The sequence below is a fragment of the uncultured Jannaschia sp. genome (assembly GCF_947503795.1).
In the GTDB taxonomy this organism is placed as follows: domain Bacteria; phylum Pseudomonadota; class Alphaproteobacteria; order Rhodobacterales; family Rhodobacteraceae; genus Jannaschia.
This window is the reverse complement of record NZ_CANNEZ010000001.1, coordinates 2273506-2295590: the sequence shown is the minus strand read 5'-3', so window position 1 is coordinate 2295590 and position 22085 is coordinate 2273506. Positions and strand designations below refer to the sequence as shown.

At 68.5% G+C, this 22085-nt stretch carries 30 protein-coding genes; 18 read left to right on the top strand and 12 right to left on the bottom strand.

Going from position 1 to position 22085, the window contains the following annotated elements:
• The first annotated feature begins 20 nt into the window (after positions 1-20).
• Together Q0833_RS12005 and Q0833_RS12000 are read left to right on the top strand one after the other, a co-directional pair.
• Entirely contained in the window at positions 21-236 is a 216-nt protein-coding gene (locus tag Q0833_RS12005) for a DUF2007 domain-containing protein (protein ID WP_298434635.1), read from the top strand.
• Positions 237-404: 168 nt separating this feature from the next.
• Complete coding sequence (locus Q0833_RS12000) at positions 405-581, top strand: DUF465 domain-containing protein (protein ID WP_298434632.1); 177 nt, start codon at positions 405-407, stop codon at positions 579-581.
• 56 nt (positions 582-637) lie between these two features.
• Here Q0833_RS12000 and gcvA read toward each other — a convergent pair whose 3' ends face one another.
• Complete coding sequence (gene gcvA, locus Q0833_RS11995) at positions 638-1579, bottom strand: transcriptional regulator GcvA (RefSeq protein WP_298434629.1); 942 nt, start codon at positions 1577-1579, stop codon at positions 638-640.
• Positions 1580-1691: 112 nt separating this feature from the next.
• Here gcvA and Q0833_RS11990 point away from each other — a divergent pair, with 112 nt between their 5' ends.
• A complete protein-coding gene (locus Q0833_RS11990) occupies positions 1692-1829 on the top strand; it encodes a hypothetical protein (RefSeq protein ID WP_298434626.1) in 138 nt (45 codons plus the stop codon).
• 118 nt (positions 1830-1947) lie between these two features.
• On the opposite strand, the gene phbB is transcribed toward Q0833_RS11990, so the two are convergent.
• The 5 genes from phbB to Q0833_RS11965 all read right to left on the bottom strand — a co-directional run bounded on the left by phbB (position 1948) and on the right by Q0833_RS11965 (position 6371).
• Entirely contained in the window at positions 1948-2670 is a 723-nt protein-coding gene (gene phbB, locus Q0833_RS11985; protein ID WP_298434624.1) for an acetoacetyl-CoA reductase, read from the bottom strand.
• A gap of 22 nt (positions 2671-2692) precedes the next feature.
• On the bottom strand, positions 2693-3565 hold the full coding sequence (locus Q0833_RS11980) for a patatin-like phospholipase family protein (protein WP_298434621.1): 873 nt from the start codon (positions 3563-3565) through the stop codon (positions 2693-2695).
• 37 nt (positions 3566-3602) lie between these two features.
• A complete protein-coding gene (locus Q0833_RS11975) occupies positions 3603-4778 on the bottom strand; it encodes an acetyl-CoA C-acetyltransferase (RefSeq protein ID WP_298434618.1) in 1176 nt (391 codons plus the stop codon).
• A 132-nt stretch (positions 4779-4910) separates the two neighbouring features.
• Complete coding sequence (locus Q0833_RS11970; protein ID WP_298434615.1) at positions 4911-5756, bottom strand: EAL domain-containing protein; 846 nt, start codon at positions 5754-5756, stop codon at positions 4911-4913.
• Positions 5757-5810: 54 nt separating this feature from the next.
• Positions 5811-6371: a type 1 glutamine amidotransferase domain-containing protein gene (locus Q0833_RS11965; protein ID WP_298434612.1), complete on the bottom strand. Its 561-nt coding sequence runs from the start codon at positions 6369-6371 to the stop codon at positions 5811-5813.
• A gap of 71 nt (positions 6372-6442) precedes the next feature.
• Here Q0833_RS11965 and Q0833_RS11960 point away from each other — a divergent pair, with 71 nt between their 5' ends.
• Together Q0833_RS11960 and Q0833_RS11955 are read left to right on the top strand one after the other, a co-directional pair.
• A complete protein-coding gene (locus tag Q0833_RS11960; protein WP_298434609.1) occupies positions 6443-7018 on the top strand; it encodes a DNA-3-methyladenine glycosylase I in 576 nt (191 codons plus the stop codon).
• Between the two features lie 32 nt (positions 7019-7050).
• Positions 7051-7554 (top strand): DUF1993 family protein, encoded by a 504-nt coding sequence (locus tag Q0833_RS11955; RefSeq protein WP_298434605.1) that lies wholly within the window; start codon positions 7051-7053, stop codon positions 7552-7554.
• A 57-nt stretch (positions 7555-7611) separates the two neighbouring features.
• On the opposite strand, the gene Q0833_RS11950 is transcribed toward Q0833_RS11955, so the two are convergent.
• Positions 7612-9492, bottom strand: coding sequence for a PhoX family phosphatase (locus tag Q0833_RS11950; RefSeq protein ID WP_298434602.1), 1881 nt, complete (start codon positions 9490-9492; stop codon positions 7612-7614).
• Positions 9493-9802: 310 nt separating this feature from the next.
• Here Q0833_RS11950 and Q0833_RS11945 point away from each other — a divergent pair, with 310 nt between their 5' ends.
• On the top strand, positions 9803-10012 hold the full coding sequence (locus Q0833_RS11945) for a hypothetical protein (protein WP_298434599.1): 210 nt from the start codon (positions 9803-9805) through the stop codon (positions 10010-10012).
• 3 nt (positions 10013-10015) lie between these two features.
• On the opposite strand, the gene Q0833_RS11940 is transcribed toward Q0833_RS11945, so the two are convergent.
• Entirely contained in the window at positions 10016-10468 is a 453-nt protein-coding gene (locus Q0833_RS11940; protein WP_298434596.1) for an Lrp/AsnC family transcriptional regulator, read from the bottom strand.
• A gap of 72 nt (positions 10469-10540) precedes the next feature.
• On the opposite strand from Q0833_RS11940, the gene Q0833_RS11935 reads away from it, so the two are divergent.
• Complete coding sequence (locus tag Q0833_RS11935) at positions 10541-11140, top strand: LysE family translocator (protein WP_298434593.1); 600 nt, start codon at positions 10541-10543, stop codon at positions 11138-11140.
• Positions 11141-11199: 59 nt separating this feature from the next.
• On the opposite strand, the gene Q0833_RS11930 is transcribed toward Q0833_RS11935, so the two are convergent.
• Positions 11200-11484: a DUF6476 family protein gene (locus Q0833_RS11930; RefSeq protein ID WP_298434590.1), complete on the bottom strand. Its 285-nt coding sequence runs from the start codon at positions 11482-11484 to the stop codon at positions 11200-11202.
• Here Q0833_RS11930 and Q0833_RS11925 point away from each other — a divergent pair.
• From Q0833_RS11925 to Q0833_RS11900, 6 genes are all read left to right on the top strand, one after another.
• Positions 11483-12493: an RluA family pseudouridine synthase gene (locus tag Q0833_RS11925; RefSeq protein WP_298434587.1), complete on the top strand. Its 1011-nt coding sequence runs from the start codon at positions 11483-11485 to the stop codon at positions 12491-12493. The two genes, Q0833_RS11930 and Q0833_RS11925, sit on opposite strands and share 2 nt — an antisense overlap.
• Before the next feature lie 235 nt (positions 12494-12728).
• Complete coding sequence (gene rpoH, locus Q0833_RS11920; RefSeq protein ID WP_298434584.1) at positions 12729-13622, top strand: RNA polymerase sigma factor RpoH; 894 nt, start codon at positions 12729-12731, stop codon at positions 13620-13622.
• 95 nt (positions 13623-13717) lie between these two features.
• The gene (locus tag Q0833_RS11915) at positions 13718-14092 is read left to right on the top strand and encodes a DUF1428 domain-containing protein (RefSeq protein ID WP_298434581.1); all 375 of its coding nucleotides are present in this window, start codon (positions 13718-13720) and stop codon (positions 14090-14092) included.
• Positions 14092-14361, top strand: coding sequence for a DksA/TraR family C4-type zinc finger protein (locus Q0833_RS11910; protein WP_298434578.1), 270 nt, complete (start codon positions 14092-14094; stop codon positions 14359-14361). The genes Q0833_RS11915 and Q0833_RS11910 overlap by 1 nt, the downstream gene beginning before the upstream one ends.
• A gap of 62 nt (positions 14362-14423) precedes the next feature.
• Positions 14424-15410, top strand: coding sequence for a Gfo/Idh/MocA family oxidoreductase (locus Q0833_RS11905; RefSeq protein ID WP_298434575.1), 987 nt, complete (start codon positions 14424-14426; stop codon positions 15408-15410).
• 53 nt (positions 15411-15463) lie between these two features.
• Positions 15464-16162, top strand: a complete 699-nt coding sequence (locus tag Q0833_RS11900; protein WP_298434572.1) for an NAD(P)-dependent oxidoreductase — start codon at positions 15464-15466, stop codon at positions 16160-16162.
• Between the two features lie 76 nt (positions 16163-16238).
• Here the strand turns inward: Q0833_RS11900 and Q0833_RS11895 are convergent, their stop codons facing one another.
• Entirely contained in the window at positions 16239-16907 is a 669-nt protein-coding gene (locus Q0833_RS11895; protein WP_298434568.1) for a 50S ribosomal protein L25/general stress protein Ctc, read from the bottom strand.
• A 198-nt stretch (positions 16908-17105) separates the two neighbouring features.
• Here Q0833_RS11895 and Q0833_RS11890 point away from each other — a divergent pair, with 198 nt between their 5' ends.
• From Q0833_RS11890 to Q0833_RS11870, 5 genes are read left to right on the top strand one after another with little or no spacing between them, the layout of a single operon-like run.
• Positions 17106-17768: an MOSC domain-containing protein gene (locus tag Q0833_RS11890; RefSeq protein ID WP_298434565.1), complete on the top strand. Its 663-nt coding sequence runs from the start codon at positions 17106-17108 to the stop codon at positions 17766-17768.
• Positions 17765-18616, top strand: a complete 852-nt coding sequence (gene sseA / locus Q0833_RS11885; protein ID WP_298434561.1) for a 3-mercaptopyruvate sulfurtransferase — start codon at positions 17765-17767, stop codon at positions 18614-18616. The genes Q0833_RS11890 and sseA overlap by 4 nt, the downstream gene beginning before the upstream one ends.
• Positions 18616-19800 (top strand): amino acid aminotransferase, encoded by a 1185-nt coding sequence (locus tag Q0833_RS11880; RefSeq protein ID WP_298434558.1) that lies wholly within the window; start codon positions 18616-18618, stop codon positions 19798-19800. The genes sseA and Q0833_RS11880 overlap by 1 nt, the downstream gene beginning before the upstream one ends.
• Complete coding sequence (locus Q0833_RS11875) at positions 19793-20200, top strand: VOC family protein (RefSeq protein ID WP_298434555.1); 408 nt, start codon at positions 19793-19795, stop codon at positions 20198-20200. The genes Q0833_RS11880 and Q0833_RS11875 overlap by 8 nt, the downstream gene beginning before the upstream one ends.
• The gene (locus tag Q0833_RS11870; protein WP_298434552.1) at positions 20193-20933 is read left to right on the top strand and encodes a TSUP family transporter; all 741 of its coding nucleotides are present in this window, start codon (positions 20193-20195) and stop codon (positions 20931-20933) included. The genes Q0833_RS11875 and Q0833_RS11870 overlap by 8 nt, the downstream gene beginning before the upstream one ends.
• Before the next feature lie 96 nt (positions 20934-21029).
• Here Q0833_RS11870 and Q0833_RS11865 read toward each other — a convergent pair whose 3' ends face one another.
• Together Q0833_RS11865 and pgeF are read right to left on the bottom strand one after the other, a co-directional pair.
• Positions 21030-21161: a hypothetical protein gene (locus Q0833_RS11865; RefSeq protein WP_298434549.1), complete on the bottom strand. Its 132-nt coding sequence runs from the start codon at positions 21159-21161 to the stop codon at positions 21030-21032.
• 115 nt (positions 21162-21276) lie between these two features.
• Positions 21277-22023: a peptidoglycan editing factor PgeF gene (gene pgeF / locus Q0833_RS11860; RefSeq protein ID WP_298434546.1), complete on the bottom strand. Its 747-nt coding sequence runs from the start codon at positions 22021-22023 to the stop codon at positions 21277-21279.
• Between the last annotated feature and the right edge of the window lie 62 nt (positions 22024-22085).

The following is a 22085-nucleotide window of genomic DNA, read 5'->3' as shown; positions in this document are numbered from 1 at the left end:
GCGCACATAGCTGTCCGACGATGCGCGAATTGCTCCGGACCAACGACCCCACGATCATCGCCTTCGCCACGGCCTTGCTGGACGGCGAGGATATAGACTGCTTCGTGCTGGACGCAAACATCTCGGTGCTCGAAGGATCGATCGGAATCCTGCCGCGCCGGATGATGGTCGCCGAGCGGGATCTGTTCCTCGCGCGGGCGACGATGCGCGACAACGGAATCTCCGTGAGCGAGTAGTCCTGCGACACATCGCCCGGACCGCCTGTCCTGCCGCGCCATCGCGCAATGCCGCCGATTTGGCTCGAATTCGAGGCAGCATGTCGCCTGACCCAGCGGAAACCGCGTGACAGGCGGGGGCGCGCCGTGGTGTCATGCAGATGTCATATCATTGGAGAGGAGATCGCCATGTCGCTCAATTCGCACCTTCAGGAATTGCGGAAGAAGCACGAGGACCTCTCGAAACAGGTCGAGACCGAATCGCGCGCTCCCGGTGTGGACAGCATCGCGCTGACCGAACTGAAGAAGCGAAAGCTGGCCATTAAGCAGCAGATCGAGCGTCTGAGCGCATCGCCGGTCAACTGACCGCGACCTGACCCCGAGGCCGGCGGCCCGTGCGGACACGACGCGCGGGCCGTTTGTCATGGGGCGAGGATCATGCGGCGGCCTTTCGTGTGGTCCTCCATCCGTTGAAGCTCGCCCCGCAGCCAGTCGAGAAAGGCGCGCGTATTCGGCCGCGTCTCGGCGCCCTTGGGGCAAAGCACCCGGAAGTCGGCGCGGGGCACCAGCGCCACCTCGAACGGCGCGACAAGCTGGCCCTGCCGGAGCGCCGCCTCGGCCAGCGATACCCGTCCCATCACGACGCCCGCCCCCGCCTGCGCGGCGTCGATCGCGTGATCGGCTTGGCTGAAGCGGGGGCCGTGCAGGTCCCCCGCGTCGATCCCGCAGGCCGCGAACCAGTCCTCCCAGCTGACCGAACTGCGCAGGAAGGCGATTGAGTCGTCGAAGATGATCGTCGCGTCCCGCAGCGAGGCGGGCGTCGGAAACCGCGCCGCGAGGTCGGGATGCATCATCGGCGTGACCCATTCCGCGATGCGCAGCGCCTCGTGCAGCTTCGGGTCCGTCGCCGTGTCGGTCGGGCCGAAGCGGATCGCGATATCGACGTCGTCCGTGGCGAAATCCAGCGTCCGAAGCGTGGCCGCGAAGCGCAGCTCCACCTCCGGGTGCCCTTGTGCGAAGTGAAAGAGGCGAGGCGCCAGCCACTTGGCCGTGAACGCGGGACCGGCGGTCACCGTCAGGATGCCGCTGTCGAGCACCCGCTTGGCGGCACGCCACCCGGCCGTCAGCGTCTGGAACCCCTCGGTCGTCTGAGGGGCGAGCGCGATCCCCGCCTCTGTCAGCTCCACCCGGCGGTTGAGACGGTGAAACAGCGGCGCGCCGAGATGCTCCTCCAGCGACTTGATCTGGAACGACAGCGCGGCCGGGGTGACGTTCAATTCGCCCGCGGCGTCTTGGAACGACATGTGCCGGGCCGCGGCGTCAAAGGCGCGGAGCGCGGTGAGCGGGGGCAGGCGGTCGGTCATGTCAGTCAAGTATCACTTAACTGAGGCCTGCGAAAGTCTCGTTTGTTGGTTTGATTTTGGGGCGCCATATATGTCCCAAGACAGAAATCTTGCCGCATAAGGAATACCCGCCATGTTCGAGACGCATACCACCCGCACCTATGATGAAGCCTTCGCCCGTGCTCGCACCGAGCGCGCCGCCGCCTTCCGCGCGCTGCTGACGTTCCGCCTGCCGCGCTGGGTCGCGACGGGCCACGTCCGCACCGCCTGACCCGCGGTCTCACCGAAGCCCACGGCCTCCGGTTCGACCGAAAAGGCCCGGTCCCATCGCGGGACCGGGCCTTCTTTTTCATGGGCCGACCGGTTCGGAGCCGGACCGTGATCGCGCCTCAGGCGAGGTACTGGCCACCATTGGCCGAGATCGTCGAGCCGGTGATGAAGCCCGCATCATCCGAGGTCAGGAACGCGACGCAGCGCGCGATCTCCTCGGCCTCGCCCAGACGGCCGACCGGGATCGCGCCGACGATGCTGTCCATGACCTTCTCGGGGATGGTGCTCATCATGTCGGTGTTGATGTAGCCGGGTGCGACGACGTTCACCGTGATCCCGGCCCGCGCACCCTCCTGCGCCAAGGCCTTCGTGAAGCCGATATCTCCGGCCTTCGTCGCGGCATAGTTGGCCTGCGCGAACTGGCCCTTCTGGCCGTTGATCGAGCTGATCGTGACGATGCGCCCGAACTTCCGCTCGCGCATCCCGCCCCAGACGTTGTGCGTCATGTTGAAGACGCCGTTCAGGTTCGTGCCGATGACCTCGTGCCATTGCTCAGGCGTCATCTTGTGGAACGGCGCGTCGCGGGTGATGCCCGCGTTGTTCACGAGGATGTCGACGGGGCCCAGATCGCCCTCGACCTGCGCGATGCCCGCCTTGCAGGCGTCGTAATCGGCCACGTCCCACTTGTAGGTCTTGATGCCGGTCTCGTCGGTGAACTGCTTCGCGCGTTCGTCGTTGCCGGCATAGGTCGCGGCAACCGTGGCCCCCTGGTCTTTCAGGGCCTTCGAAATGGCGGCGCCGATCCCCCGGCTGCCGCCGGTGACGAGTGCGATACGGGACATGATGTTTCCTCCTCCGTTTGGTCTAGGTAATCTTGTTTCGCCAGCGTCGTCCATCCTCCGAACCTTGCTCCCACGCTTCGCGCAGGAGGTCCGGGTCGGTGAAGTCGAGCTTGGACCCCGACAGAACCGGTTGGCTCGGCTGGACGTACTCGATGCGATCATCGTCATCCGGAAGGTCGCCGAACCGCTTGGTCAGCAGAACCAGCGTGCGGCCCCGGTCGGGCGAGGGCATCGGGGCCTTGTCGACCATGCCGCCGTCATAGATCGGCTCGCCCTCCCAATCATCGGGCCGAAAGGCGGGCGGCACGGTGGCGGCCATGCGGATCAGGTCGACGAGGGTGCCGTCGCGCGCGGCGCGGCGAGCGTCGATCAGGCGCTGTTCAACGCCTGCGGCCCCCGAGAGGCGTGGGCGCGGCGTGGGGGCGACCGCCTGCTCGGCCTGGTAGAGCAGCCCCGCCGACAGTGCCCGCAGGAGCGCGGCATGGCTGTCGCCCGTCGTGGCCACGCTGATCTGGAAGGCGGGACCGTCGGCGATGCGCGCCTGCGCGTCTCTGTCGATCACGTCCGCGACGATGGCCTCGTAGACCCGCTGGTGCGGCGACCGTCCGTCCGCGGCGTCGAGATCTCCGAGCGTGGCGTTGGTGTCCGTCTGCCGCAGCGCGCGGGCGAAGCGGTCGAAGAGCCGGTGCTCGTTCCCGGCAAGCCAGGCCGCCGCCGACAACGCGCCGCCCGACACCCCGGTGATCCGCTCGGGCGCGAAGGAGACGGCCTCGAACGCCGCCGCCATCCAGCCGCCATGCCAGAAGCACCGCAGCCCGCCGCCCGAAAAGACGAGCTGCGCGTAGTCGGTCGCGCCGAGCGGGCGCGCCCGGTCCTCATGTTCGGTGTCCGACATGGAAAGGGAACGGGTCGAGACCCGCTCCCGGTTCCGTTCAGGGACGCTCGACGCAGAGCGCGACGCCCATGCCGCCGCCGATGCAGAGCGTGGCGAGGCCCTTCTTGGCGTCGCGGCGCTTCATCTCGAAGAGGAGGGTGTTGAGCACCCGTGCGCCCGACGCGCCGATCGGGTGGCCGATGGCAATGGCGCCGCCGTTGACGTTCACGATCGACGGATCCCAGCCCATGTCCTTGTTCACGGCGCAGGCCTGCGCGGCGAATGCCTCGTTGGCTTCGACGAGGTCGAGGTCGTCGACCTTCCAGCCCGCCTTTTCCAGCGCGCGGCGCGAGGCGTAGATCGGGCCGACGCCCATGATCGTCGGGTCGAGCCCGGCGGTCGCGTAGGAGACGATGCGGGCCAGCGGTTCGATCCCGCGCTTCTCGGCGTCATCGGCCGACATCAGGAGCGTGGCCGCCGCGCCGTCGTTCAGTCCCGACGCGTTGGCCGCGGTGACGGAGCCATCCTTGGTGAAGGCCGGGCGCAGCTTCTGCATGGCCTCCATGGTGGCGCCGTGGCGGATGTACTCGTCCTGATCGGTGACGATGTCGCCCTTGCGGGTCTTGACGGTGAAACCCACGATCTCGTCGGCGAAGCGGCCGGCCTTCTGCGCGGCCTCGGCCTTGTTCTGGCTGGCGACGGCGAACTCGTCCTGCTGATCGCGGCTGATCTGCCATTTCTCGGCGACGTTCTCGGCGGTCTGGCCCATGTGGTAGTTGTTGAACGCGTCCCAGAGACCGTCCTTGATCATCGTGTCGACCAGCTTCATGTCGCCCATCTTCTGACCGGCGCGGATCGCCTGCGCATGGGGGCTGAGCGACATGCTCTCCTGCCCGCCGGCGATGACGATGGCCGCGTCGCCCAGCTGGATGTGCTGGGCGCCCAGGGCCACGGCGCGCAGGCCCGAGCCGCAGACCTGGTTGATGCCCCAGGCCGACGCCTCCTGCGGCAGACCGGCATTCAGCGCGGCCTGGCGGGCGGGGTTCTGGCCCTGCGCGGCGGTCAGGACCTGACCCAGGATCGTCTCGGACACTTCGGCTTTCTCGACACCGGCGCGGGCGACGACCTCTTCGATGACGGCGCTGCCCAGATCGTGGGCGGGCGTGTTGGCGAATGCGCCGAGGAACGAGCCGACGGGTGTCCGGGCAGCGGAGGCGATCACGACATTTGTCATTCTGACGGTCCTTATCTGGGTCGCGCGGGCGACGGGCCGAGGCGTTCGGGTGGCCGTCCGGGCAGGCATCTGACGACGCTGGCCATAGCGAATCCGGCACGCGGGGGCAAACAGGATAGGGCGCGCGCGCCGTCAGGCCAGCCGCTTCGTCGGGCGGCCCTCGATCGCGCGCCCCGGCGGCGGCAGCCATTCGGGCTTGGTCTGGGGCGCGCCGTAATAGAAGCCCTGCAGGCAATCGATGCCGGCGGCGGACAGAAAATCCGCCTCGGCCTTGGTCTCCACCGCCTCGGCGACGGTGAACATGTCGAACTGCCGACCGATGGTGACGAGCGCCCCGAGGATGCACTGATTGTCGGGGTCGACATCGCAGTCGCGCACGAAGCCGCCGTCGATCTTGAGGATGTCGAAGTAGAATTCCTTGAGATGGCGGAACGAGGTCCGCCCTGCCCCGAAGCGGTCGAGCGCGAAGGTGATCCCCTTGTCCTGAAGGTCGGCCATGAAGGTCTTGACCAGCTCGGGCACCTGCATCGCGCTTTCCTCGGAAATTTCGAGGATCAGCCGCTCGCCCACGGTCTCGTCCTTGGCCAGCCACCGCTTCAGGATCTGCGTCCATTTGGGGTAGCCGATCGAGCGGGCGGACATGTTGACCGAGAGCCGCAGGCCCGGCGTGCGGGCCAACGCCCCGAGACCGCATCGAAGGGCCGCGCAATCGATCTCGCGGCCCAGCTCCTGCACCTCGACGGTGCTCATGAACTGTGCCGCGGGGATGATGCGCCCGTTCTGGTCGAGGATGCGGATCAGCCCTTCATGGAAGGCCGCGTCACCGGTCGTCGCGGCGATCACCGGCTGGAAGGCCAGCATTACGTCGCCGCAATCGAGCGCCCGGCGTACCATGTCGAGCGTCGAGGCATCGCGCTCGGTCACGGCGAAGCTCAGCGGGTCTTCGGTTCCCGGTTCGGAAAAGGATCGGCGCGGCATGGTGGCCCCCGCTATCGGAAGGCCACAGGCTGCCACGCCGATCTTACGCGGGGGTTAAGCCGCGGGGCGCAAATGGCGGCCTTCTTCGACTTCCTCGACGATCTTGGCCACGAAATCGTTCAGATCGTCGGGATTCCGCGACGTGATGATCCCGTTCGACGTCACGACAGACGCGTCCTTCACGTTGGCACCGGCATTTTTCAGATCAGTACGGATCGACGGGTAGGCGGTCATATCGCGCCCCTCGACCACGCCCGCCTCGATCAGGAGCCACGGCGCGTGGCAGATTGCGGCGACGATCTTGCCCGCCTCGACGAAGCTCCGGATCAACGCGACGGCGTCTTCGTTGACGCGCAGGACGTCCGGATTGATCTGCCCGCCCGGCAGGACCAACGCGTCGTAATCCTCGACGCGGGCATCGGTGAGTTTGAGATCGGCGGCCGCCTCGCGGCCCCAGTTGTCCTCGTCCCAGCCCTTGATCGCGTCGCCCGAGGGCGTGGCCACGTGGACGGTCGCGCCCTTGGCACGCAGGTCGTCGCGCGGCGTCTCGAGCTCGGACTGCTCGAACCCGTCGGTCGAAAGGATGAGGATCTTGGCATTCGTGATATCGGGCATGGTAGCCTCCGCAGGATTGAGTTCGGGATGGGAAACGGGCGGCACCGCCGGGCGGTTCCGACGGAGGCGGCATGCGACGATGCGGATGGGTCAGCGCGGACCCGCTCTACGAGGCTTATCACGACGTCGAATGGGGCGTCCCCGAGCGGGACGGGCGCCATCTCTTCGAGATTCTGTCGCTGGAAGGGATGCAGGCGGGGCTGAGCTGGCTCACGATCCTGCGCAAGCGCGAGGGGTTTCGCACAGCCTTCGCCGGGTTCGATCCCGACGTGATCGCGGATTGGGGCGAGGAGGATGTCGCGCGCCTTCTGGACGATGCGGGCATCGTGCGCCATCGGGGCAAGATCGAGGCCGTTCTGGGCAACGCGCGGGCATGGCTGACGCTCGGCGGCGCGACGCCCTTCGCAGATCTGGTCTGGAGTTTCGTGGACGAACGCCCGGTGCAGGAGCGCCGCGCGACACTGGCCGAGGTGCCGGCATCGACCCCGGTCTCGACGGCGATGTCGAAGCGCCTCAAGGCCGAGGGTTTTCGCTTCTGCGGGCCGACGACCTGCTACGCCTTCATGCAGGCGGCGGGGCTGGTCAACGACCACGTCCTCGATTGCGACCGGCACGACGCGGTGGCAGCGCTTGGCGGCGATATGTAGAACGACGCGGCGAGACCGAGGAGCGACGACGGATGGACACGGAGCGCGATTTCGCGGCGGCGGCGGTCGATACGGCGAAATATTATCTGGGGCGGACAGTGCGCCTGCTCGATCGCGTAGAGCGCAGACCGGATGCCGACCGGCTGTTGGCCATCCGGCTGGCCCCGGACATGTTCGATACCGGGTTTCAGTTCGCGCTCGCGGCACGGTTCGCGGGCCGGGCGCTGGGGCCGCCCGCCGGGCGCGACGTGCCCGATACTCCGGAAACCGACCTAACAGCGGCGCGCCTGATCGAATATTGCGACGAGATCGGAGAGCTGATCGAGCCGCTCGGGCCGGGCGATCTGGGCGCGCGGGTCCTGCACCGCGCGGGCGAGGCCGATCTCGACCAGGACACCGCGGGTTACGTCACATGTTTCGCGCTGCCCAACATGATGTTCCACCTGTCGATGGCCTATGCGGGCCTGCGCCATGGCGGCATGGATGTCGGGAAGGCCGATTTCGACGGCTTTCACATCTACCGCACGCTCGCCTGACTCTTCCGGGGCGAGTGGACGGTGCGCCTTGCGAGGCGCACCGTCGTCGTCGTGGCCTCAGCCGACCGGTTCGCCGTCGGCGCGCCGCACCGTCACCACCGCCGAGCGGGGTAGCGAATCCGCGCCGTCGGGGAAGGGTGCGCTCGGGTGCTGGATGCCGACGAACATCGTGCGCAGGTCCTCGGACCACGCGAGCCCCGTCACCTCCGAGCCCTTGGGGCCCGTCAGGAACCGCCGGATCTCGCCCGTCGCGGGATCGCCGGCCAGCATCTGGTTGTTGCCCATGCCGGTGAAGGGCCCCTCGTTTGAATCGTCCCCATCGGTCTGGATCCAGAGCGTGCCCGTCGTGTCGAAGGCCATGCCATCGGGCGAGTTGAAGAGATTGCCCTCGGTCACGTTCTCCGAGCCGACGTAGTCGCCCTGACCCACGATCGGATTGCCCGCCATGACGTAGAGATCCCAGGTGAAACCGGTGGCCGAATGGTTGCCGTCATCGGGCATCCAGCGCGCGATCTGGCCGTAATTGTTGGCCTCGCGCGGGTTGGGGCCGTTCACCGGCGTCGGGTCGCCGCCCGCGTTCGCCTTGATGCCGCGATTGCGGTTGTTGGTCAGCGCGACGTAGCCCTGCGGCGTGACCGGATTGGTGGCGACCCATTCGGGACGGTCCATCGTGGTCGCGCCCACGGCCGAGGCGGCCATGCGCGTGTGGATCAGGATCATGCCTTCGTCCATGCCCGTCGCCTCGGGGGTCAGCGCGACCCATTCGCCGGTGCCGTCATCGTCGAAGCGGGCCGCATAGAGCTGGCCGTCGTCGAGCAGGCCCTCGGTCGGCTGACCCTCGGCCCAGGTGCCGGTCGAGACGTATTTGTAGAGGTACTCGCCCCGCTCGTCGTCGCCGAGATAGACGACCACGTGGCCGTCCGATGCGATCACCGCGGCCGCGTTCTCGTGCTTGAAGCGGCCCAGCGCGGTGCGCTTGACGGGCGTGCTCTCTGGATCGGCGGGATCGATTTCGACGATCCAGCCGAAGCGATGCGGCTCGTTCGGGGTCTGGCGGACGTCGAAGCGCGCCTGGTGCAGCTCGTAGCCGTAGCGGCCCTCGGCGCCGATGCCGTAGCGCGCGAAGCCCTCGGAGGCCGAGAATTCGATCTCCGGGTCGGCCACGCCGAAATAGCCGTTGAAGTTCTCCTCGCAGGTCAGATACGTGCCCCACGGCGTCTTGCCGGACCCGCAATTGTTCATCGTCCCGAGCGCCATCGTGCCGGTCGGATCGTCCTCGGTCTTCAGCATGTCGTGCCCGGCGGCGGGCCCCGCGATGGTCATCGGCGTGTTGTGGTGGATGCGCCGGTTGTAGGGGCTGTCGACCACCACCTCCCAGCCGTCCGCGCCCTCGGCCACTTCCATGACGGTGACGCCCTGGATGTTCTGAAGGATGGTCACGTCATCTGCGGTGAAGGCGTTGTCGCCCTTCCACGGCAGGTTGGTCGAGACGTTGGCGTATTCGTGGTTCACGGCGATCAGCTGTCGGCCGTCGACGGTGAAGGTCTCCATCCCGTCGGTGTTCTCGCCGAAGACGCGGTCGGACGAGGCGAGGGTGATGCCGGTCTCGGGGTCGAAGGGTTCGGCATCCGAGAAGAGCGGGTCGCCCCAGCGGGCGAGCACCTGCCAGTCATAGCCATCGGGCACGTGCACGGTGCCATCGGTCTGGATCGGGATGCCTTCGAAGGCGAAATTTGCCGCCTCCTGCGCGCGGGCCGAGGTCGAGGTCAGGAGGCCCGATCCCATCACGGCCGCGCCCGACCCGAAGGCCAGGACGCCCTTCATGAAGCCGCGTCGCGACAGGGCCCGCTCGACCACGCGGTCGAAATCGGTGGTCTCGGGGCGGGGCGAGCGGATCTCGTCCCATTCGTCGGCGCTGAGATGTTCGAGGTCTTTCATCGCAAATTCTCCTGGCAGAGGGATAGGGCCGGGTGGGCGATGCCCCCCGATGGCGCGGGGAGGATCGCGGGCGATCATGACGGTGATGTTACGGTGAGATGACGGATTGCCGTCAGTATGCCGTGACCGAAGCGCCGATTTGGCGAATACCCGCCGGGCAGGTAAGTTGGGGCGTTCCCATGGGCTTGGAGCGTCGGAAGGACCTCGGCGCCTTTCCCCTGAGCCTGAACGTGGCCGATCTCGCGGCGTCGCCCAACGGGGCTGGCTGATCTTGCGGCAGGGCTCGACCACGCTGGACCTTTTCGCCGGCATGATCGAGGCCATTACGCTGACCTTCAATCCGGGCTGGACGGTCGAGGGCAGGGACGTCCCCGGTCCCTTCGACGACATCCGCGCGATCCGGGCGTGCCTCGTCGCAGCCGCGCTGACGCCCGAGAGCGGTTGCGACGCCGACGGCACCGCCCCCCTGATCCTGCGCGATCCCGACGGCAATCCGGTGCTCATCGATCAGCACCGCTAGACGTCAGGCGCGGTCGTCCTTGGGGCTGCCCATCACGACATAGGTCGTCAGGCTCGAGACCTGCGGCAGGATGCCCAGCACCTCGGTATGGAAGTGCTTGTAGGCCGCGAGATCGCGCGCTTCGATCCGCAGCAGGTATTCGACCGCGCCAGTGATGTTGTGGCACTCGCGGACCTCGGGCGCCGTGGCGACGGCCCGTTCGAACGCTTCCTGCCCGCGCTTGGTGTGATCGTTCAGCCCGACGGCGATATAGGCGGTGAACCCTGTGCCCAACTTCTCGCCATTGATCCGCGCGCGGTAGCCGGTGATGACGCCCGACCGTTCGAGCGCCTGCACCCGCCGCAGCGTCGCCGAAGGCGAGAGCCCAACGCGATCGGCCAGCGCCTGATTGGTGATCCTGCCATCCTCCGACAGGGCGTGCAGGATTCTGTCGTCAATTTCGTCCAATCGAACCATATCTTGCAAAAGATGGGCCTGTCGCGCCGTTTTCGCAAGCACATGGTGCGAAACCCGGCGCAGAATTCCGCCATGACCTACGATCTGTTTCTCGGCCTCGTCGCCTTCGCCTTCGTCTCCTCGGTCACGCCGGGGCCCAACAACCTCATGATCATGGCGTCGGGGGCGAATTTCGGCGTGGCGCGGTCGGTGCCGCACGCGCTGGGCATCTCGCTGGGATTCGGCGTGATGATCGTGCTCGTCGGCCTCGGGCTGGCGCAGGTCTTCGCGACCTACCCGATGGCCAAGACGGTGCTTGCGATCCTGTCCGTCGCCTATCTCGTGTGGCTCGCTTGGAAGATTGCAAACGCAGCCCCGCCCGAGGCGCGCGCCGCCGAGGCCCGGCCACTGACCTTCCTGCAGGCCGCCGCGTTTCAATGGGTGAACCCCAAGGCGTGGACGATGGCCCTGACGGCGGTGACGCTCTACACGGCGGGCGGGCCTTGGGCGGTCGTGCCGGTTGCGGCGATCTTCACGGTCGTCAACCTGCCGTCGATCTCGCTCTGGCTCGTGATGGGGCTGCAACTGCGCCGCGTCCTGACATCGCCGGGACGGCTACGCGTGTTCAACCGGGTGATGGCGGCGCTCCTGTTGGCCAGCCTTTGGCCGACGCTCGCGCCGCTTCTGTCGTGACATACCGGACGCGCGGGGGGCGTGCGAATGTTCGTACGAAAATTCGCCCCCCGCCCCGATCAGTCGCCGAGCGGGATGTCGCGCAGGAGCGAGCCGTCCGGCGCGAAGACAAGGAGCCGGTCGTCCCCGGTCGTCACCAGCCAGTAAGACGGGGCCTGCGTCACCGCGACGATCTCGGTGCCCGCCGGGATAGCAAGCCCCTCGGGCGAGCGGATCGCGGCGCTGGGCAGGCGCGTGACAAGGGCGACCACGACCGCTATCAGCCCCGCGATCATCACACCCGTCAACACCGTCACCAGCACCCGCAGGAGGCGCAGGTTCGACGGCTCGGGAACGGGTTCCATGTCGGACAAGATCGTGACCTTCGCCATCGCGGCCGATCCGCCGCCGCGCCTCGATAAGGCAATCGCGCGCGACGTGCCAGCCGACGCGCATCTGAGCCGGTCGCGGCTGGCTCGCTTGCTGGCCGAGGGGCGCGTGACGGTGAACGGCGCGGTCGCCGGCGCGCGCGACCGGCCGTCCGAGGGCGATGCGGTGCAGGTCGAGGTTCCCGTCGCCGACGATCCCGACACGCGGCCCGAAGCGATTCCGCTTGAGATAATCCACGAGGACGCCGACCTCCTCGTCGTCATGAAGCCCGCGGGCATGGTTGTGCATCCCGCGCCCGGCTCGCCCGGCGGGACGCTGGTCAACGCGCTGCTGCACCATTTCGGCGGCGACCTGTCGGGCGTCGGGGGCGAGAAGCGACCGGGCATCGTCCACCGGATCGACAAGGACACCTCGGGCCTTCTGGTGGTGGCCAAGTCAGATGCGGCGCATCACGGACTGGCCGCCCAGTTCGAGGCGCATGATGTCGAGCGGCGCTATCTCGCGATCTGCCACGGCGTGCCGTCCCCCGGCGACCCGCGGCTTCGGGGCACGCGCGGCGTCTCGCTGGAGCCCGGTGACATCGTCAAGATCGAGACGCGGCTCGATCGCCACCGCACGGACCGCCAGAGGCAGGCCGTCCGCTGGGACGGCGGACGCCATGCCGTGACCCGCGCGCGGCGGCTGGAAGACCTCGGTGCGGCGGCCTTCATCGAGTGCTGGCTCGAAACAGGGCGGACGCACCAGATCCGCGTGCACATGGCTCATGCCGGGCATGCCCTGATCGGCGATCCGGTCTATGGCGGGTCCCGGAAGATGCCGGGCAATCAGCCGGGGCGGGCCGAGGCGCAGGCCTTCCCGAGGCAGGCTCTGCACGCGGCGACCTTGGGTTTTCGGCACCCGGTCACCGATGCCGAGATGTCCTTTGCGGCCCCGCTGCCCGACGACATGGAGTCCTTGCTGCGTGCACTTCGGGGCGAGAGCTGACCTGACCTGCCAAAGGAACAGGACGCCTGCGGTCGCGTTCTTGGTGCAAATCCGCGCAGTCCAGCCGCCATTCCGGCTCTTTCGCGGCCTTGGCGCACGGGGTAGATCACCGCTCCGTCAGACGAAACGACCGGCGAGGCCGCGATCTTGAATGGTCGGTCAAGCCGCACCATATCCAGTCAAACGGCATGTTAAGCCTTTTAACACAGCCGCATCTTCGAGGGAGACACCCATCATGGCCACTTACGCCAACCTTCCGGCCCCCTCGCCCGAGCAGGGGCTGAATCGCTATCTTCAGGAAATCCGCAAGTTCCCGATGCTGGAGCCCGAGCAGGAATACATGCTCGCCAAGCGCTGGGTCGAGGAGGGCGACACCGACGCCGCGCACCAGATGGTGACGTCGCACCTGCGCCTCGCGGCCAAGATCGCCATGGGTTATCGCGGATACGGTCTGCCGCAGGCCGAGGTGATCTCGGAGGCGAATGTCGGCTTGATGCAGGCCGTCAAGAAATTCGACCCCGAGAAGGGCTTTCGCCTTGCGACCTACGCAATGTGGTGGATTCGCGCCGCGATCCAGGAATATGTCCTGCGATCGTGGTCGATGGTGAAGCTGGGCACGACCAGCGCGCAGAAAAAGCTGTTCTTCAACCTGCGCAAGGCCAAGAACCGCATCGGGGCGCTGGAGGAGGGCGATCTGCGCCCCGAGAACGTCCAGCGCATCGCCACCGACCTCGGCGTGACCGAGGACGAGGTGACGTCGATGAACCGGCGCATGTCGGGTGGCGACGCGTCGCTGAACGTGATGGTCGGGTCGGATGGCGACAGCTCGACCCAGTGGCAGGACTGGCTGGCCGATGACAGCGCCGACCAGGCCGGCGACTACGCCGAGCGCGACGAGTACGAAAGCCGGATCGGCCTGATGACCGATGCGATGGACGTACTCAACGACCGCGAGAAGGACATCCTGACCCAGCGCAAGCTGAACGAGGAGACCGTGACGCTCGAGGATCTGTCCGAGAAATACGGCGTCTCGCGCGAGCGGATCCGCCAGATCGAGGTGCGGGCCTTCGAAAAGCTCTCGACCCGCGTGCGCGAACTGGCCCGCGAGAAGGGCATGGTCCCCGCCTGACGGGATCGCACCCACAGCAGATCGACCGAAGGGGGCCGGGATGGCCCCCTTTTTCGTGCTATGTTGCAGGGCGCACAGGAAGGAAGGAGGACGACATGTCCTATTTCGCAGGGTTCGTCGCCGCCGTGCCGACTGACCAGAAGGACGCCTTCGTCGCCCATGCGCACGAAGCATGGGAGGTCATCTTCAAGCCGCTGGGTGCCATCGCGCAGGTCGAATGCTGGGGTGACGACGTGCCCGACGGCGAGGTCACCTCGTTCCCGATGGCCGTGAAGTGCGAGCCGGGCGAGACGGTCGCCTTCTCGTGGATCGAATGGCCCGACAAGGCGACACATGACGCGGCCAATGCCCGGATGCGCGACCCCGATCCCGCGTTCGCCGCCGCGATGACGGATATGTCCGAGATGCCGTTCGATGGAATGCGGATGATCTATGGCGGCTTCGCTCCCATCGTGGAGCTGCGCGCCTGATGGCCGGGGGCTGGGCCAAGGACGGCGCCGTGTCCGAGCAGATCGAGGCGTCGATTTCGGACGAGTTGGCGCGCATGAAGGCGCAGGCGCGTCCCACGGGCGAGAGCCTGACCCATTGCGCCGAATGCGAGGAGCCGATCCCCGAGGCGCGGCGCGCGGCGCTGCCGGGCGTGAAGCTCTGCGTCGATTGCGCGAGCGAGCGGGACGGGCGGGCGGCCCCGCGCGCGGGCATCAACCGGCGCGGGTCGAAGGACAGCCAGCTCAAGTGACGCCGGGGGAGACTTAGGCGCGAAACTCTGGCCTAGCTTGCCCATCGACAGGGGGAGCCGAAATGACCGATCCGATCCGCTGGGGCGTGCTGGGCGCCTCGAACTTCGCGCGCAACGACATGGCGCCTGCGATCCACATGGCGCGGGGCCATGTCCTCGCCGCGCTGGCGACCCGCTCGCCCGAGAAGGCCGCGCCCTTCGCCGAACGCGCACCGGGTCTGCGCGTCCATGGCGACTACGACGCGCTCCTGGCCGATCCCGAGGTGGATGCCGTCTATGTCCCGCTGCCGCACACGATGCATGTCGAATGGGGCATCCGGGCGCTCGAGGCGGGCAAGCATGTGCTCGTCGAGAAGCCGGTCGCCATGGCCGAGGGCGACATCGCCCCGCTGATCGCCGCGCGCGACCGGACCGGGCTGCAGGCCGCCGAGGCCTACATGATCGTCCACCATCCCCAATGGGCCTTCGTGCGCGATTTGCTGGACGGCGGCGAGATCGGGCGGCTGGGCCATGTCGGCGGCGTCTTCACCTACGACAATTCGGGCGACCCCGGAAATATCCGCAACATGGCCGCGACGGGCGGCGGCGCGCTGCCGGATATTGGGGTCTATACCTATGGCTCCACCCGCTGGGCCACGCGGTCCGAGCCCGAGGCGATCACCCATGCCGATATCGACTGGGAGGACGGCTGCGACCTGCTGGCCCGCGTTTCGGCGCGCTTCCCGGGCTTCAGCGCGCATTGGGTGAATTCGATGCGCCTTCTGCCCGAACAGGTGATGCTGTTCCACGGCGATGCCGGGCTGATCCGTCTGACCGCCCCGTTCAACGCCGCGCGCTTCGGATCCGCGCGCGTGGCATGGCGCGGCCGCGACGGGATCACGCACGAGCGGTCGTGGCACGGCGTCGACCAATACGTCCTGCAGGTCGAGGCCTTCGGTGCCGCGATCCGGGGGGAGGCACCCTTCGCCTGGACGCTGGAGGATGCCGCCGGGACGCAACGGGTCATCGACATGGCCTACGCGGCAGCCGGCGGGCGTCCTGCGGCCTGACGGAACCGTGCCGCGCCGGTCCGGGTTCTCCCCGGCGAAGGGAGACCCCCAACATGACGAAGACGTTTCTGGTTTACGGCGCGGATGGCGCGACCGGCCTGCGCATTGTGCGGCAGGGGCTGGCTGCGGGTCATACGATCCGGGCCGGCTATCACGCGGGCGACCCGCCGGACGTGACCGGCCCCGACGTCACCTGGATCAAGAGCGATCTGATGACCCGCGACGGTCTGGAAGCCGACCTCGCCGGCGTCGATGCCGTGCTGAACGCGGTCGGGATCGACGCGGGACCGTCGACGTTCGTGAACCCGCCGCCGCTCCATACCGAGGGCACGGCGAACCTGATCGAGGCGATGCGCGCGACCGGCGTCGACCGGCTTGTGACCATCTCGGCCAGCTTCGTCGAGACGATGGCGCGCGGGCCGATCTGGTTCCAGGCGGCGGCGCGGCTGGGGCTGAAGTCGATCTTCGACCAGATGGCCGAGATGGAGCGCATCCTGCGCGCGACGGAACAGCTGCGCTGGACCGCCGTGCGCCCCGGCTGGCTGCTCGACGAAGGTCCGTCGGGGGACTACCGCGTGTTCGACGACGTGATCCCGCCCGAACTGATCCGCACGCGGACCGGCGATCTGGCCGATTTCATGCTGCGCTGCGCGACGGAGGATCTGCATATTCGCGGCACACCTGCCATCGCGCGAAAGGAGCCCGCGTCGAAATCCGGCCCCGATGCCGTTCTGGCCGAAATGCTGGGCTGACACGCGACGGCGGATGCAGAAGGGGCGCAGACGGTTTCCCGTCCACGCCCCCTTGAAAGCAATGCTTGGCCGAGGATCAGTCCTCGGACGAATCCTCACCCTCGACCGTATCGGCGGTCTGGTTGATGACCTCGGTCTCGGTGACCTCGTCCTCGTCATCCGACTGCGACGCGAGACCCGACGGGGCCTGCATGTTGGCCAGAACGAAGTCGCGATCGATCGTGGGCTTGGCGCCCTCGGGCATCGTGACGTTCGAGATCGTGACCGTGTCGCCGATCTCCATGCCCGAACAATCGACAGTCAGGTGATCGGGGATGTCACCGGCGGTGACGCGCAGCTCGACTTCGGGACGAACGACCGTCAGGACGCCGCCCTGCTTGTCGCCGGGCGAGCCATCGACGCCCTCGAACACCACGGGGATGTAGAGGTTGACCTTCGACGTGCGCTTGAGACGCATCAGGTCGAGATGGGTCGGAAGGTCCTTGACCACGTCACGCTGAACGTCGCGGGCGATCACGCGGACATCCTCCTGGCCCTCGACCTTGAGGTTCCAGAGCGTCGCCCGGAAGCGGCCCGCGCGGAGCTTCTTCAGGAGGTCGTTGAAGGGAATTTCGATCGGAAGCGGGTCCGAGCCGCCGCCATAGACGACGCCCGGCACCATGCCGTTGCGACGGGATTGACGAGCGGCCCCCTTGCCTGTCCCCGTCCGGGCATGCGCCACGAGATCCGGAATCTCACCAGCCATGTTGTGTCTCCAATATCTAGCGGTTGGGGCGGCCTCCAAGGGTGTCCGCCCGTATCTCAAGGGCCGCGTCCTAGACCCCGGCGCGCGACCTTGCAACCCCGAGAATGACGCCGTCACGGGCTTGCGCGTTGCCTCGCGCACGGGGCGGCGGTAAGCCCGGAAGCCGAAGGGACCCGTGTCCCGCCCCCGGAGCCAGACATGACCGAACGCGCCCGCATCGACGGCATTTTCACCGGCACGGTCCAGGACCGCTGGCCGACGAAGCCGCCCTCGGCCATTGCCAAGGCCCGCAGGGACGGGCCCGTCTCGCTGGGTGCCACGGGGTTCCTGGGCGACGCGCAGGCCGATCTCGCGGTGCATGGCGGACGCGGCAAGGCGGTACATGTCTACCCGGTCGCGCATTACGCCCGCTGGCGGCGCGACCTCGGCGATCGCGCGGCCTTCGCGCCCGGCGGCTTCGGCGAGAACGTCGCGGTCGCGGGCTGGACCGAAGCGGATGTCTGCATCGGGGACGTCATGGCGATGGGCACGGCCCGCGTCGCGATCAGCCAGGGCCGCCAGCCCTGCTGGAAGCTTACGGCCCATGTCGGCGAGGACAGCATGGCCTACCGGATGCGGAAGACGCGCCGAACGGGCTGGTACCTGCGCGTCCTCGAAGGCGGCGCGGTGGCCGAGGGCGACGATCTGGTGCTGCTGGAGCGTCCGAATGACGGCTGGACCGTGCACCGCGTCGCGACCGCGCTCTTCGACCTGAAGGCCGATCCGGGCGATGTCGATGCGTTGGCCGGGATGGCCGATCTGGACCCGAGTTGGCGCGGCGTCTTCGCCGAACGCCGCTCCGAGCGGGAGGCCGTGCGATGACCGACGATCCGTCCACCCTGGTGAGCACCGACTGGTTGGCGCGCAAGCTGCCGTCGCCCGACCTGCGGATCATCGACGCGTCGTGGTACCTGCCCGATGCGGGCCGCGATCCGCTCGAGGAATACGGCGAGGCGCATATTCCCGGCGCGCGGTTTCTCGATCTCGACGACGTCTCGGACGCGCGCTCCAGCCTGCCGCACATGGCACCGAGTGCGGCGAAATTCATGTCGCGGATGCGCCGGATGGGCGTCGGCGACGGGCACACGGTGGTGATCTATGACGGGGCGGGCCTGTTCTCTGCGGCGCGGGTCTGGTGGCTGTTCCGGCTATTCGGCCAGCGGGCGGCGGTTCTGGATGGCGGGCTGCCGAAATGGCGCGCCGAGGGGCGGCCGCTGACCAGCGACCTGCCGCAGATCAAGGACCGCCACATGACGCTGCGCCCCGAGCCGCGGCTGATGCGCGACGTGACGGATGTGGCACAGGCCGCCAAGCTGGGCGGCGCGCAGGTCGTCGATGCCCGCGCCGCCGCCCGCTTCCGCGGCGACGCGCCCGAGCCGCGTCCCGGCCTGCGCGCCGGGCATATTCCGGGCGCGCGCAACGTGCCCTTCGGGACGCTTCTCGAAGCGGACGGCACCATGAAGGACGAGGCGGGCCTGCGCGCCGCGTTCGCGGAGGCCGGGGTCGACCTGACGCGCCCGATCATTACAAGCTGCGGCTCGGGCGTGACGGCCGCGATCGTGAACCTCGCGCTGGCGCGGCTCGGGCATCCCGACCACGCGCTCTACGACGGATCATGGGCCGAGTGGGGCATGTATCCCGATCTCGGTCTTGCGACGGGGGACGCCTGATGCTGACCGAGCTCGCGCCCCAAGCACCCGACAAGATCATGGCCCTGATGGCCGCGTTCCGCGACGATCCGCGCGCCGACAAGATCGACCTTGGCGTCGGCGTCTACAAGGATGCGACCGGCCACACCCCCGTCATGCAGGCGGTCAAGGCCGCGGAACGCCGGCTGGTCGAGGCGCAGGACACCAAGACCTATGTCGGCTTCTCCGGCGATCCGGCCTTCTGCGACGCGCTGTCGCGACTGGTGTTGGGCGACGCCCGGCCGAACGACCGGTTGGCGATGGCGGCCACGCCCGGCGGCACCGGCGCGATCCGGCAGGGTCTGGAACTGGTGCGGATGGCCGCACCGGACGCGCGGCTCTGCCTCTCGGTGCCGACATGGCCGAACCACCCCGCCATCGCCGCGTACCTGGGCATCGAGACCGTGCCCTACCGTTATTTCGACCCCGAGGCCGGGTCCGTGGATGTCGCCGCCATGATGGAGGATCTGGGCCGGGTGGCGGCGGGCGACGTGGTGATGCTGCATGGCTGCTGCCACAACCCGACGGGGGCCAACCTCAACCTCGCCCAGTGGCGCGAGGTCGCGGAGCTTCTGACCGAACGTGGCGCCATCCCTTTCGTCGACATCGCCTACCAGGGGTTCGGCGACGGGCTGGATGCCGATGCCGCGGGCCTGCGCGAGATGGCAGGCCGGGTGCCGGAGTTGCTGATCGCGGCTTCCTGCTCTAAGAATTTCGGCATCTACCGCGAGCGGACGGGCCTCCTGATGGCGATCGCGCCCACGGTGGCCGCGCTCGGTGTCACGCAGGGCGCGCTGGCGACGCTCAACCGGTTGAATTTCAGCTTTCCGCCGGACCATGGCGCGCGTGTCGTGCAGATGATCCTCGACGACCCGGCGCTACGGGCCGACTGGGCGGGCGAGCTCGAGGCTGTGCGCCGCAGCATGCTCGACCTGCGGACGGCGCTGGCCGAGGCGCTCCGCGCGCGGACCGGATCGGACCGGTTCGGCTTTCTCGCGGCGCATCGCGGCATGTTCTCGCTCCTGCCCGCGACGCCCGGACAGGTCGAGGCGCTGCGCCGCGATCACGGCGTCTACATGGTGGCCGACGGGCGCATCAACATCGCGGGTCTCAGCGCCCGCTCGGTGCCAGTGCTGGCGGATGCGATCGTGGCCGTCGGTGTCTGACGCGCCGGTGCGGGTCGAGGCGCTGGACCACCTCGTGCTCACGGTCGCGGATACCGACGCGACGGCGCGGTGGTATGCCGCGACCCTCGGGATGGACGTCGAGACGTTCCACCCCGCCGACGGCTCGACCCGGACGGCGCTGCGGTTCGGGCGCCAGAAGATCAATCTCCATCAAAGGGGCGCCGAGTTCGAGCCGAAGGCCCGCGTGGCCCAAGCCGGCAGTGCCGATCTCTGTTTCCTCAGCCACGATTCCCTCGCGGCTTGGGCCGATCACCTGCGCGCGGAGGGCGTCGTCATCGAGGCCGGACCCGTGGCGCGCACCGGGGCCGAGGGACCCATCCGGTCGCTCTATATCCGCGATCCCGATGGCAACCTGATCGAGATCGCCAATCGTGCCTGACCTCCTGCCCGCGCTGGGGCCATGGCTGATCTGCGCGGTCGCGGCGGCCGTGGGCTGCGCGCTTCAGCGGCTCGCGGGGCAGGGCTTCGGCATGATCGCGGCACCGGTCATGGCGCTTGCCGCACCGGAGTTCCTGCCGGGCACGGTGCTTCTGGCCGGGCTCGCCGTGGGTGCGGGTAGCTTCGTCGCCGACCGCTCGGCGGTCGTGGTGCGCGATCTGCGGCCGGGCTTCGCGGGTCGGATGCTGGGCGCGGTCATCGCGGCCTGGATCGCGGCGCGCGTCGTCGGCACACCGGCGCTGCCCCTGGTCGTCGGCGGGGTCGTCTGGCTGGGTGTGATCCTGTCGGTCGCGGGACTGCGGCTGGGACCGGGGCCGCGCGTTCTCTTCGGGGCAGGGACCGTCGCGGGCGTGATGGGCACCCTGACCGGGATCGGCGCACCGCCGATGGCGATCGTCTATGCCGATATCGAGGCGCGGCGATCCGCGGCGACCCAGAACGTGTTCTTCGCCTTCGGGATGGCCGTGTCCATCGCGGCCCTGACAGTCGCGGGGCTGATCGGGCTGCGCCACGTGGCCTTCGCCGCAACGCTCCTGCCGGTCGTCGGCGCGACGCTGTGGCTGGTGCGGCCCTGGGCGGCGCGGGTGGCGCGGGGGCGCATCAGGCCTTGGGCGCTGGGGCTTGCCGCGACGGCGGCGACGGTGCTGATCGCGCGCAGCCTGATCGGCGCATGAAAAAAGGACGCGACCCCAGGCAGGCGGGGCCGCGTCCAGTCGGACCGGGGAGTGACAGGCAGAATACTCGAACCCGGTCTCGTCTCGTGTGTGGGGTCAGGCGCGGATCGGCACCGGGGCGGGCGCGTTGCGGTCCGGAGCCGGCGTCGGGCGGCGGGACCAGGGCAGCCGGATCTCGGCGGTGCGGGTCTCTTCGATCGTGCGGTCCATCCAGGTCTGTCGCGCCATGGCCGTGTCTCCTTCGTCGTGCGTTGAAGACGGTATGGCGGGCCCTCACGGCGGGAGCGGGACGGCGTGCGGGTGATTCCGGGGCGGAATCAAGGCGCTCCGGGGCGGCCCCGCGTCAGAGCGTGATGGCGGAGATCAGGCGGCCGTAATCGGCTTCGCCCGTATGGGTCGTGCGCCGGTAGGAATAGAACCGCCCGGCGTCGGAATAGGTGCAATGTCCGGTCCATTCCGCCTGAACGCCCGCCGCGCGGAGCCGCCTGAGCCCGTAGCCCGGCAGGTCGAACTGGTACTTGCCATTCGCACCGTTGGCGAAATGCGCGAGCGCGTCGGGATCCTCGTCCTCGAACCGGTCGAGGAATTCGGGCCCGACCTCGTAGGCGCGCTGCGAGATCGTCGGGCCGATGGCCGCGCGGATCCGGCCCCGCGTCGCGCCGAGGTCGCACATCGCGTCGACCGTCGCTTCGAGCACCCCGCCGAGCGCGCCCTTCCAGCCAGCGTGGGCAGCACCGATCACGCCCGCCTCGGGCTCGTGGAAGAGGACCGGCTGGCAATCCGCCGTCAGGATGGTCAGGACCTGGCCCGCGCTGGCGGTCACGAGGGCGTCGGCCCGCGTCGACGGCTCGGAGAGCGGCCCGTCGATGGTCACGACATCCGCCGAATGGACCTGATGCACGCCGTGCAGCGGGCCATCCATCGCCTCGGCCACGCGGGCGCGGTTCGTCGCCACCGCCTCGGCCTGGTCCGACGAGCCCGTGCCGCAGTTCAGCCCCGCGAAGATGCCCGACGACGCGCCACCCCGGCGCGTGAAGAATCCATGGGCCACGTCGCCAAGAAGATCGGATCGCAGGAATTCGAGCGTCATGGTCACGCGGGCTCCGCGGGCGAGGGTTCGGTCCGGGGCAGGGGAGCGCGTTCGCGCGGGAG

Excerpts from the sequence above, each read along its gene's own strand:
- Q0833_RS12000 (WP_298434632.1), top strand. The coding sequence starts at position 405 with ATGTCGCTCAATTCGCACCTTCAGGAATTGCGGAAGAAGCACGAGGAC.
- Q0833_RS11960 (WP_298434609.1), top strand. The coding sequence starts at position 6,443 with ATGCGACGATGCGGATGGGTCAGCGCGGACCCGCTCTACGAGGCTTAT.
- Q0833_RS11965 (WP_298434612.1), bottom strand. The coding sequence starts at position 6,371 with ATGCCCGATATCACGAATGCCAAGATCCTCATCCTTTCGACCGACGGG.
- Q0833_RS11980 (WP_298434621.1), bottom strand. The coding sequence starts at position 3,565 with ATGTCGGACACCGAACATGAGGACCGGGCGCGCCCGCTCGGCGCGACC.
- Q0833_RS11930 (WP_298434590.1), bottom strand. The coding sequence starts at position 11,484 with ATGGAACCCGTTCCCGAGCCGTCGAACCTGCGCCTCCTGCGGGTGCTG.
- Q0833_RS11915 (WP_298434581.1), top strand. The coding sequence starts at position 13,718 with ATGTCCTATTTCGCAGGGTTCGTCGCCGCCGTGCCGACTGACCAGAAG.
- Q0833_RS11990 (WP_298434626.1), top strand. The coding sequence starts at position 1,692 with ATGTTCGAGACGCATACCACCCGCACCTATGATGAAGCCTTCGCCCGT.
- Q0833_RS11945 (WP_298434599.1), top strand. The coding sequence starts at position 9,803 with ATGATCGAGGCCATTACGCTGACCTTCAATCCGGGCTGGACGGTCGAG.
- Q0833_RS11910 (WP_298434578.1), top strand. The coding sequence starts at position 14,092 with ATGGCCGGGGGCTGGGCCAAGGACGGCGCCGTGTCCGAGCAGATCGAG.
- Q0833_RS11900 (WP_298434572.1), top strand. The coding sequence starts at position 15,464 with ATGACGAAGACGTTTCTGGTTTACGGCGCGGATGGCGCGACCGGCCTG.
- Q0833_RS11890 (WP_298434565.1), top strand. The coding sequence starts at position 17,106 with ATGACCGAACGCGCCCGCATCGACGGCATTTTCACCGGCACGGTCCAG.
- Q0833_RS11975 (WP_298434618.1), bottom strand. The coding sequence starts at position 4,778 with ATGACAAATGTCGTGATCGCCTCCGCTGCCCGGACACCCGTCGGCTCG.
- Q0833_RS11955 (WP_298434605.1), top strand. The coding sequence starts at position 7,051 with ATGGACACGGAGCGCGATTTCGCGGCGGCGGCGGTCGATACGGCGAAA.
- Q0833_RS11970 (WP_298434615.1), bottom strand. The coding sequence starts at position 5,756 with ATGCCGCGCCGATCCTTTTCCGAACCGGGAACCGAAGACCCGCTGAGC.
- Q0833_RS11880 (WP_298434558.1), top strand. The coding sequence starts at position 18,616 with ATGCTGACCGAGCTCGCGCCCCAAGCACCCGACAAGATCATGGCCCTG.
- Q0833_RS11895 (WP_298434568.1), bottom strand. The coding sequence starts at position 16,907 with ATGGCTGGTGAGATTCCGGATCTCGTGGCGCATGCCCGGACGGGGACA.
- Q0833_RS11925 (WP_298434587.1), top strand. The coding sequence starts at position 11,483 with ATGTCGGACAAGATCGTGACCTTCGCCATCGCGGCCGATCCGCCGCCG.
- sseA (WP_298434561.1), top strand. The coding sequence starts at position 17,765 with ATGACCGACGATCCGTCCACCCTGGTGAGCACCGACTGGTTGGCGCGC.
- Q0833_RS11905 (WP_298434575.1), top strand. The coding sequence starts at position 14,424 with ATGACCGATCCGATCCGCTGGGGCGTGCTGGGCGCCTCGAACTTCGCG.
- Q0833_RS11950 (WP_298434602.1), bottom strand. The coding sequence starts at position 9,492 with ATGAAAGACCTCGAACATCTCAGCGCCGACGAATGGGACGAGATCCGC.
- pgeF (WP_298434546.1), bottom strand. The coding sequence starts at position 22,023 with ATGACGCTCGAATTCCTGCGATCCGATCTTCTTGGCGACGTGGCCCAT.
- Q0833_RS11935 (WP_298434593.1), top strand. The coding sequence starts at position 10,541 with ATGACCTACGATCTGTTTCTCGGCCTCGTCGCCTTCGCCTTCGTCTCC.
- rpoH (WP_298434584.1), top strand. The coding sequence starts at position 12,729 with ATGGCCACTTACGCCAACCTTCCGGCCCCCTCGCCCGAGCAGGGGCTG.
- Q0833_RS11940 (WP_298434596.1), bottom strand. The coding sequence starts at position 10,468 with ATGGTTCGATTGGACGAAATTGACGACAGAATCCTGCACGCCCTGTCG.
- Q0833_RS12005 (WP_298434635.1), top strand. The coding sequence starts at position 21 with ATGCGCGAATTGCTCCGGACCAACGACCCCACGATCATCGCCTTCGCC.
- phbB (WP_298434624.1), bottom strand. The coding sequence starts at position 2,670 with ATGTCCCGTATCGCACTCGTCACCGGCGGCAGCCGGGGGATCGGCGCC.
- gcvA (WP_298434629.1), bottom strand. The coding sequence starts at position 1,579 with ATGACCGACCGCCTGCCCCCGCTCACCGCGCTCCGCGCCTTTGACGCC.
- Q0833_RS11865 (WP_298434549.1), bottom strand. The coding sequence starts at position 21,161 with ATGGCGCGACAGACCTGGATGGACCGCACGATCGAAGAGACCCGCACC.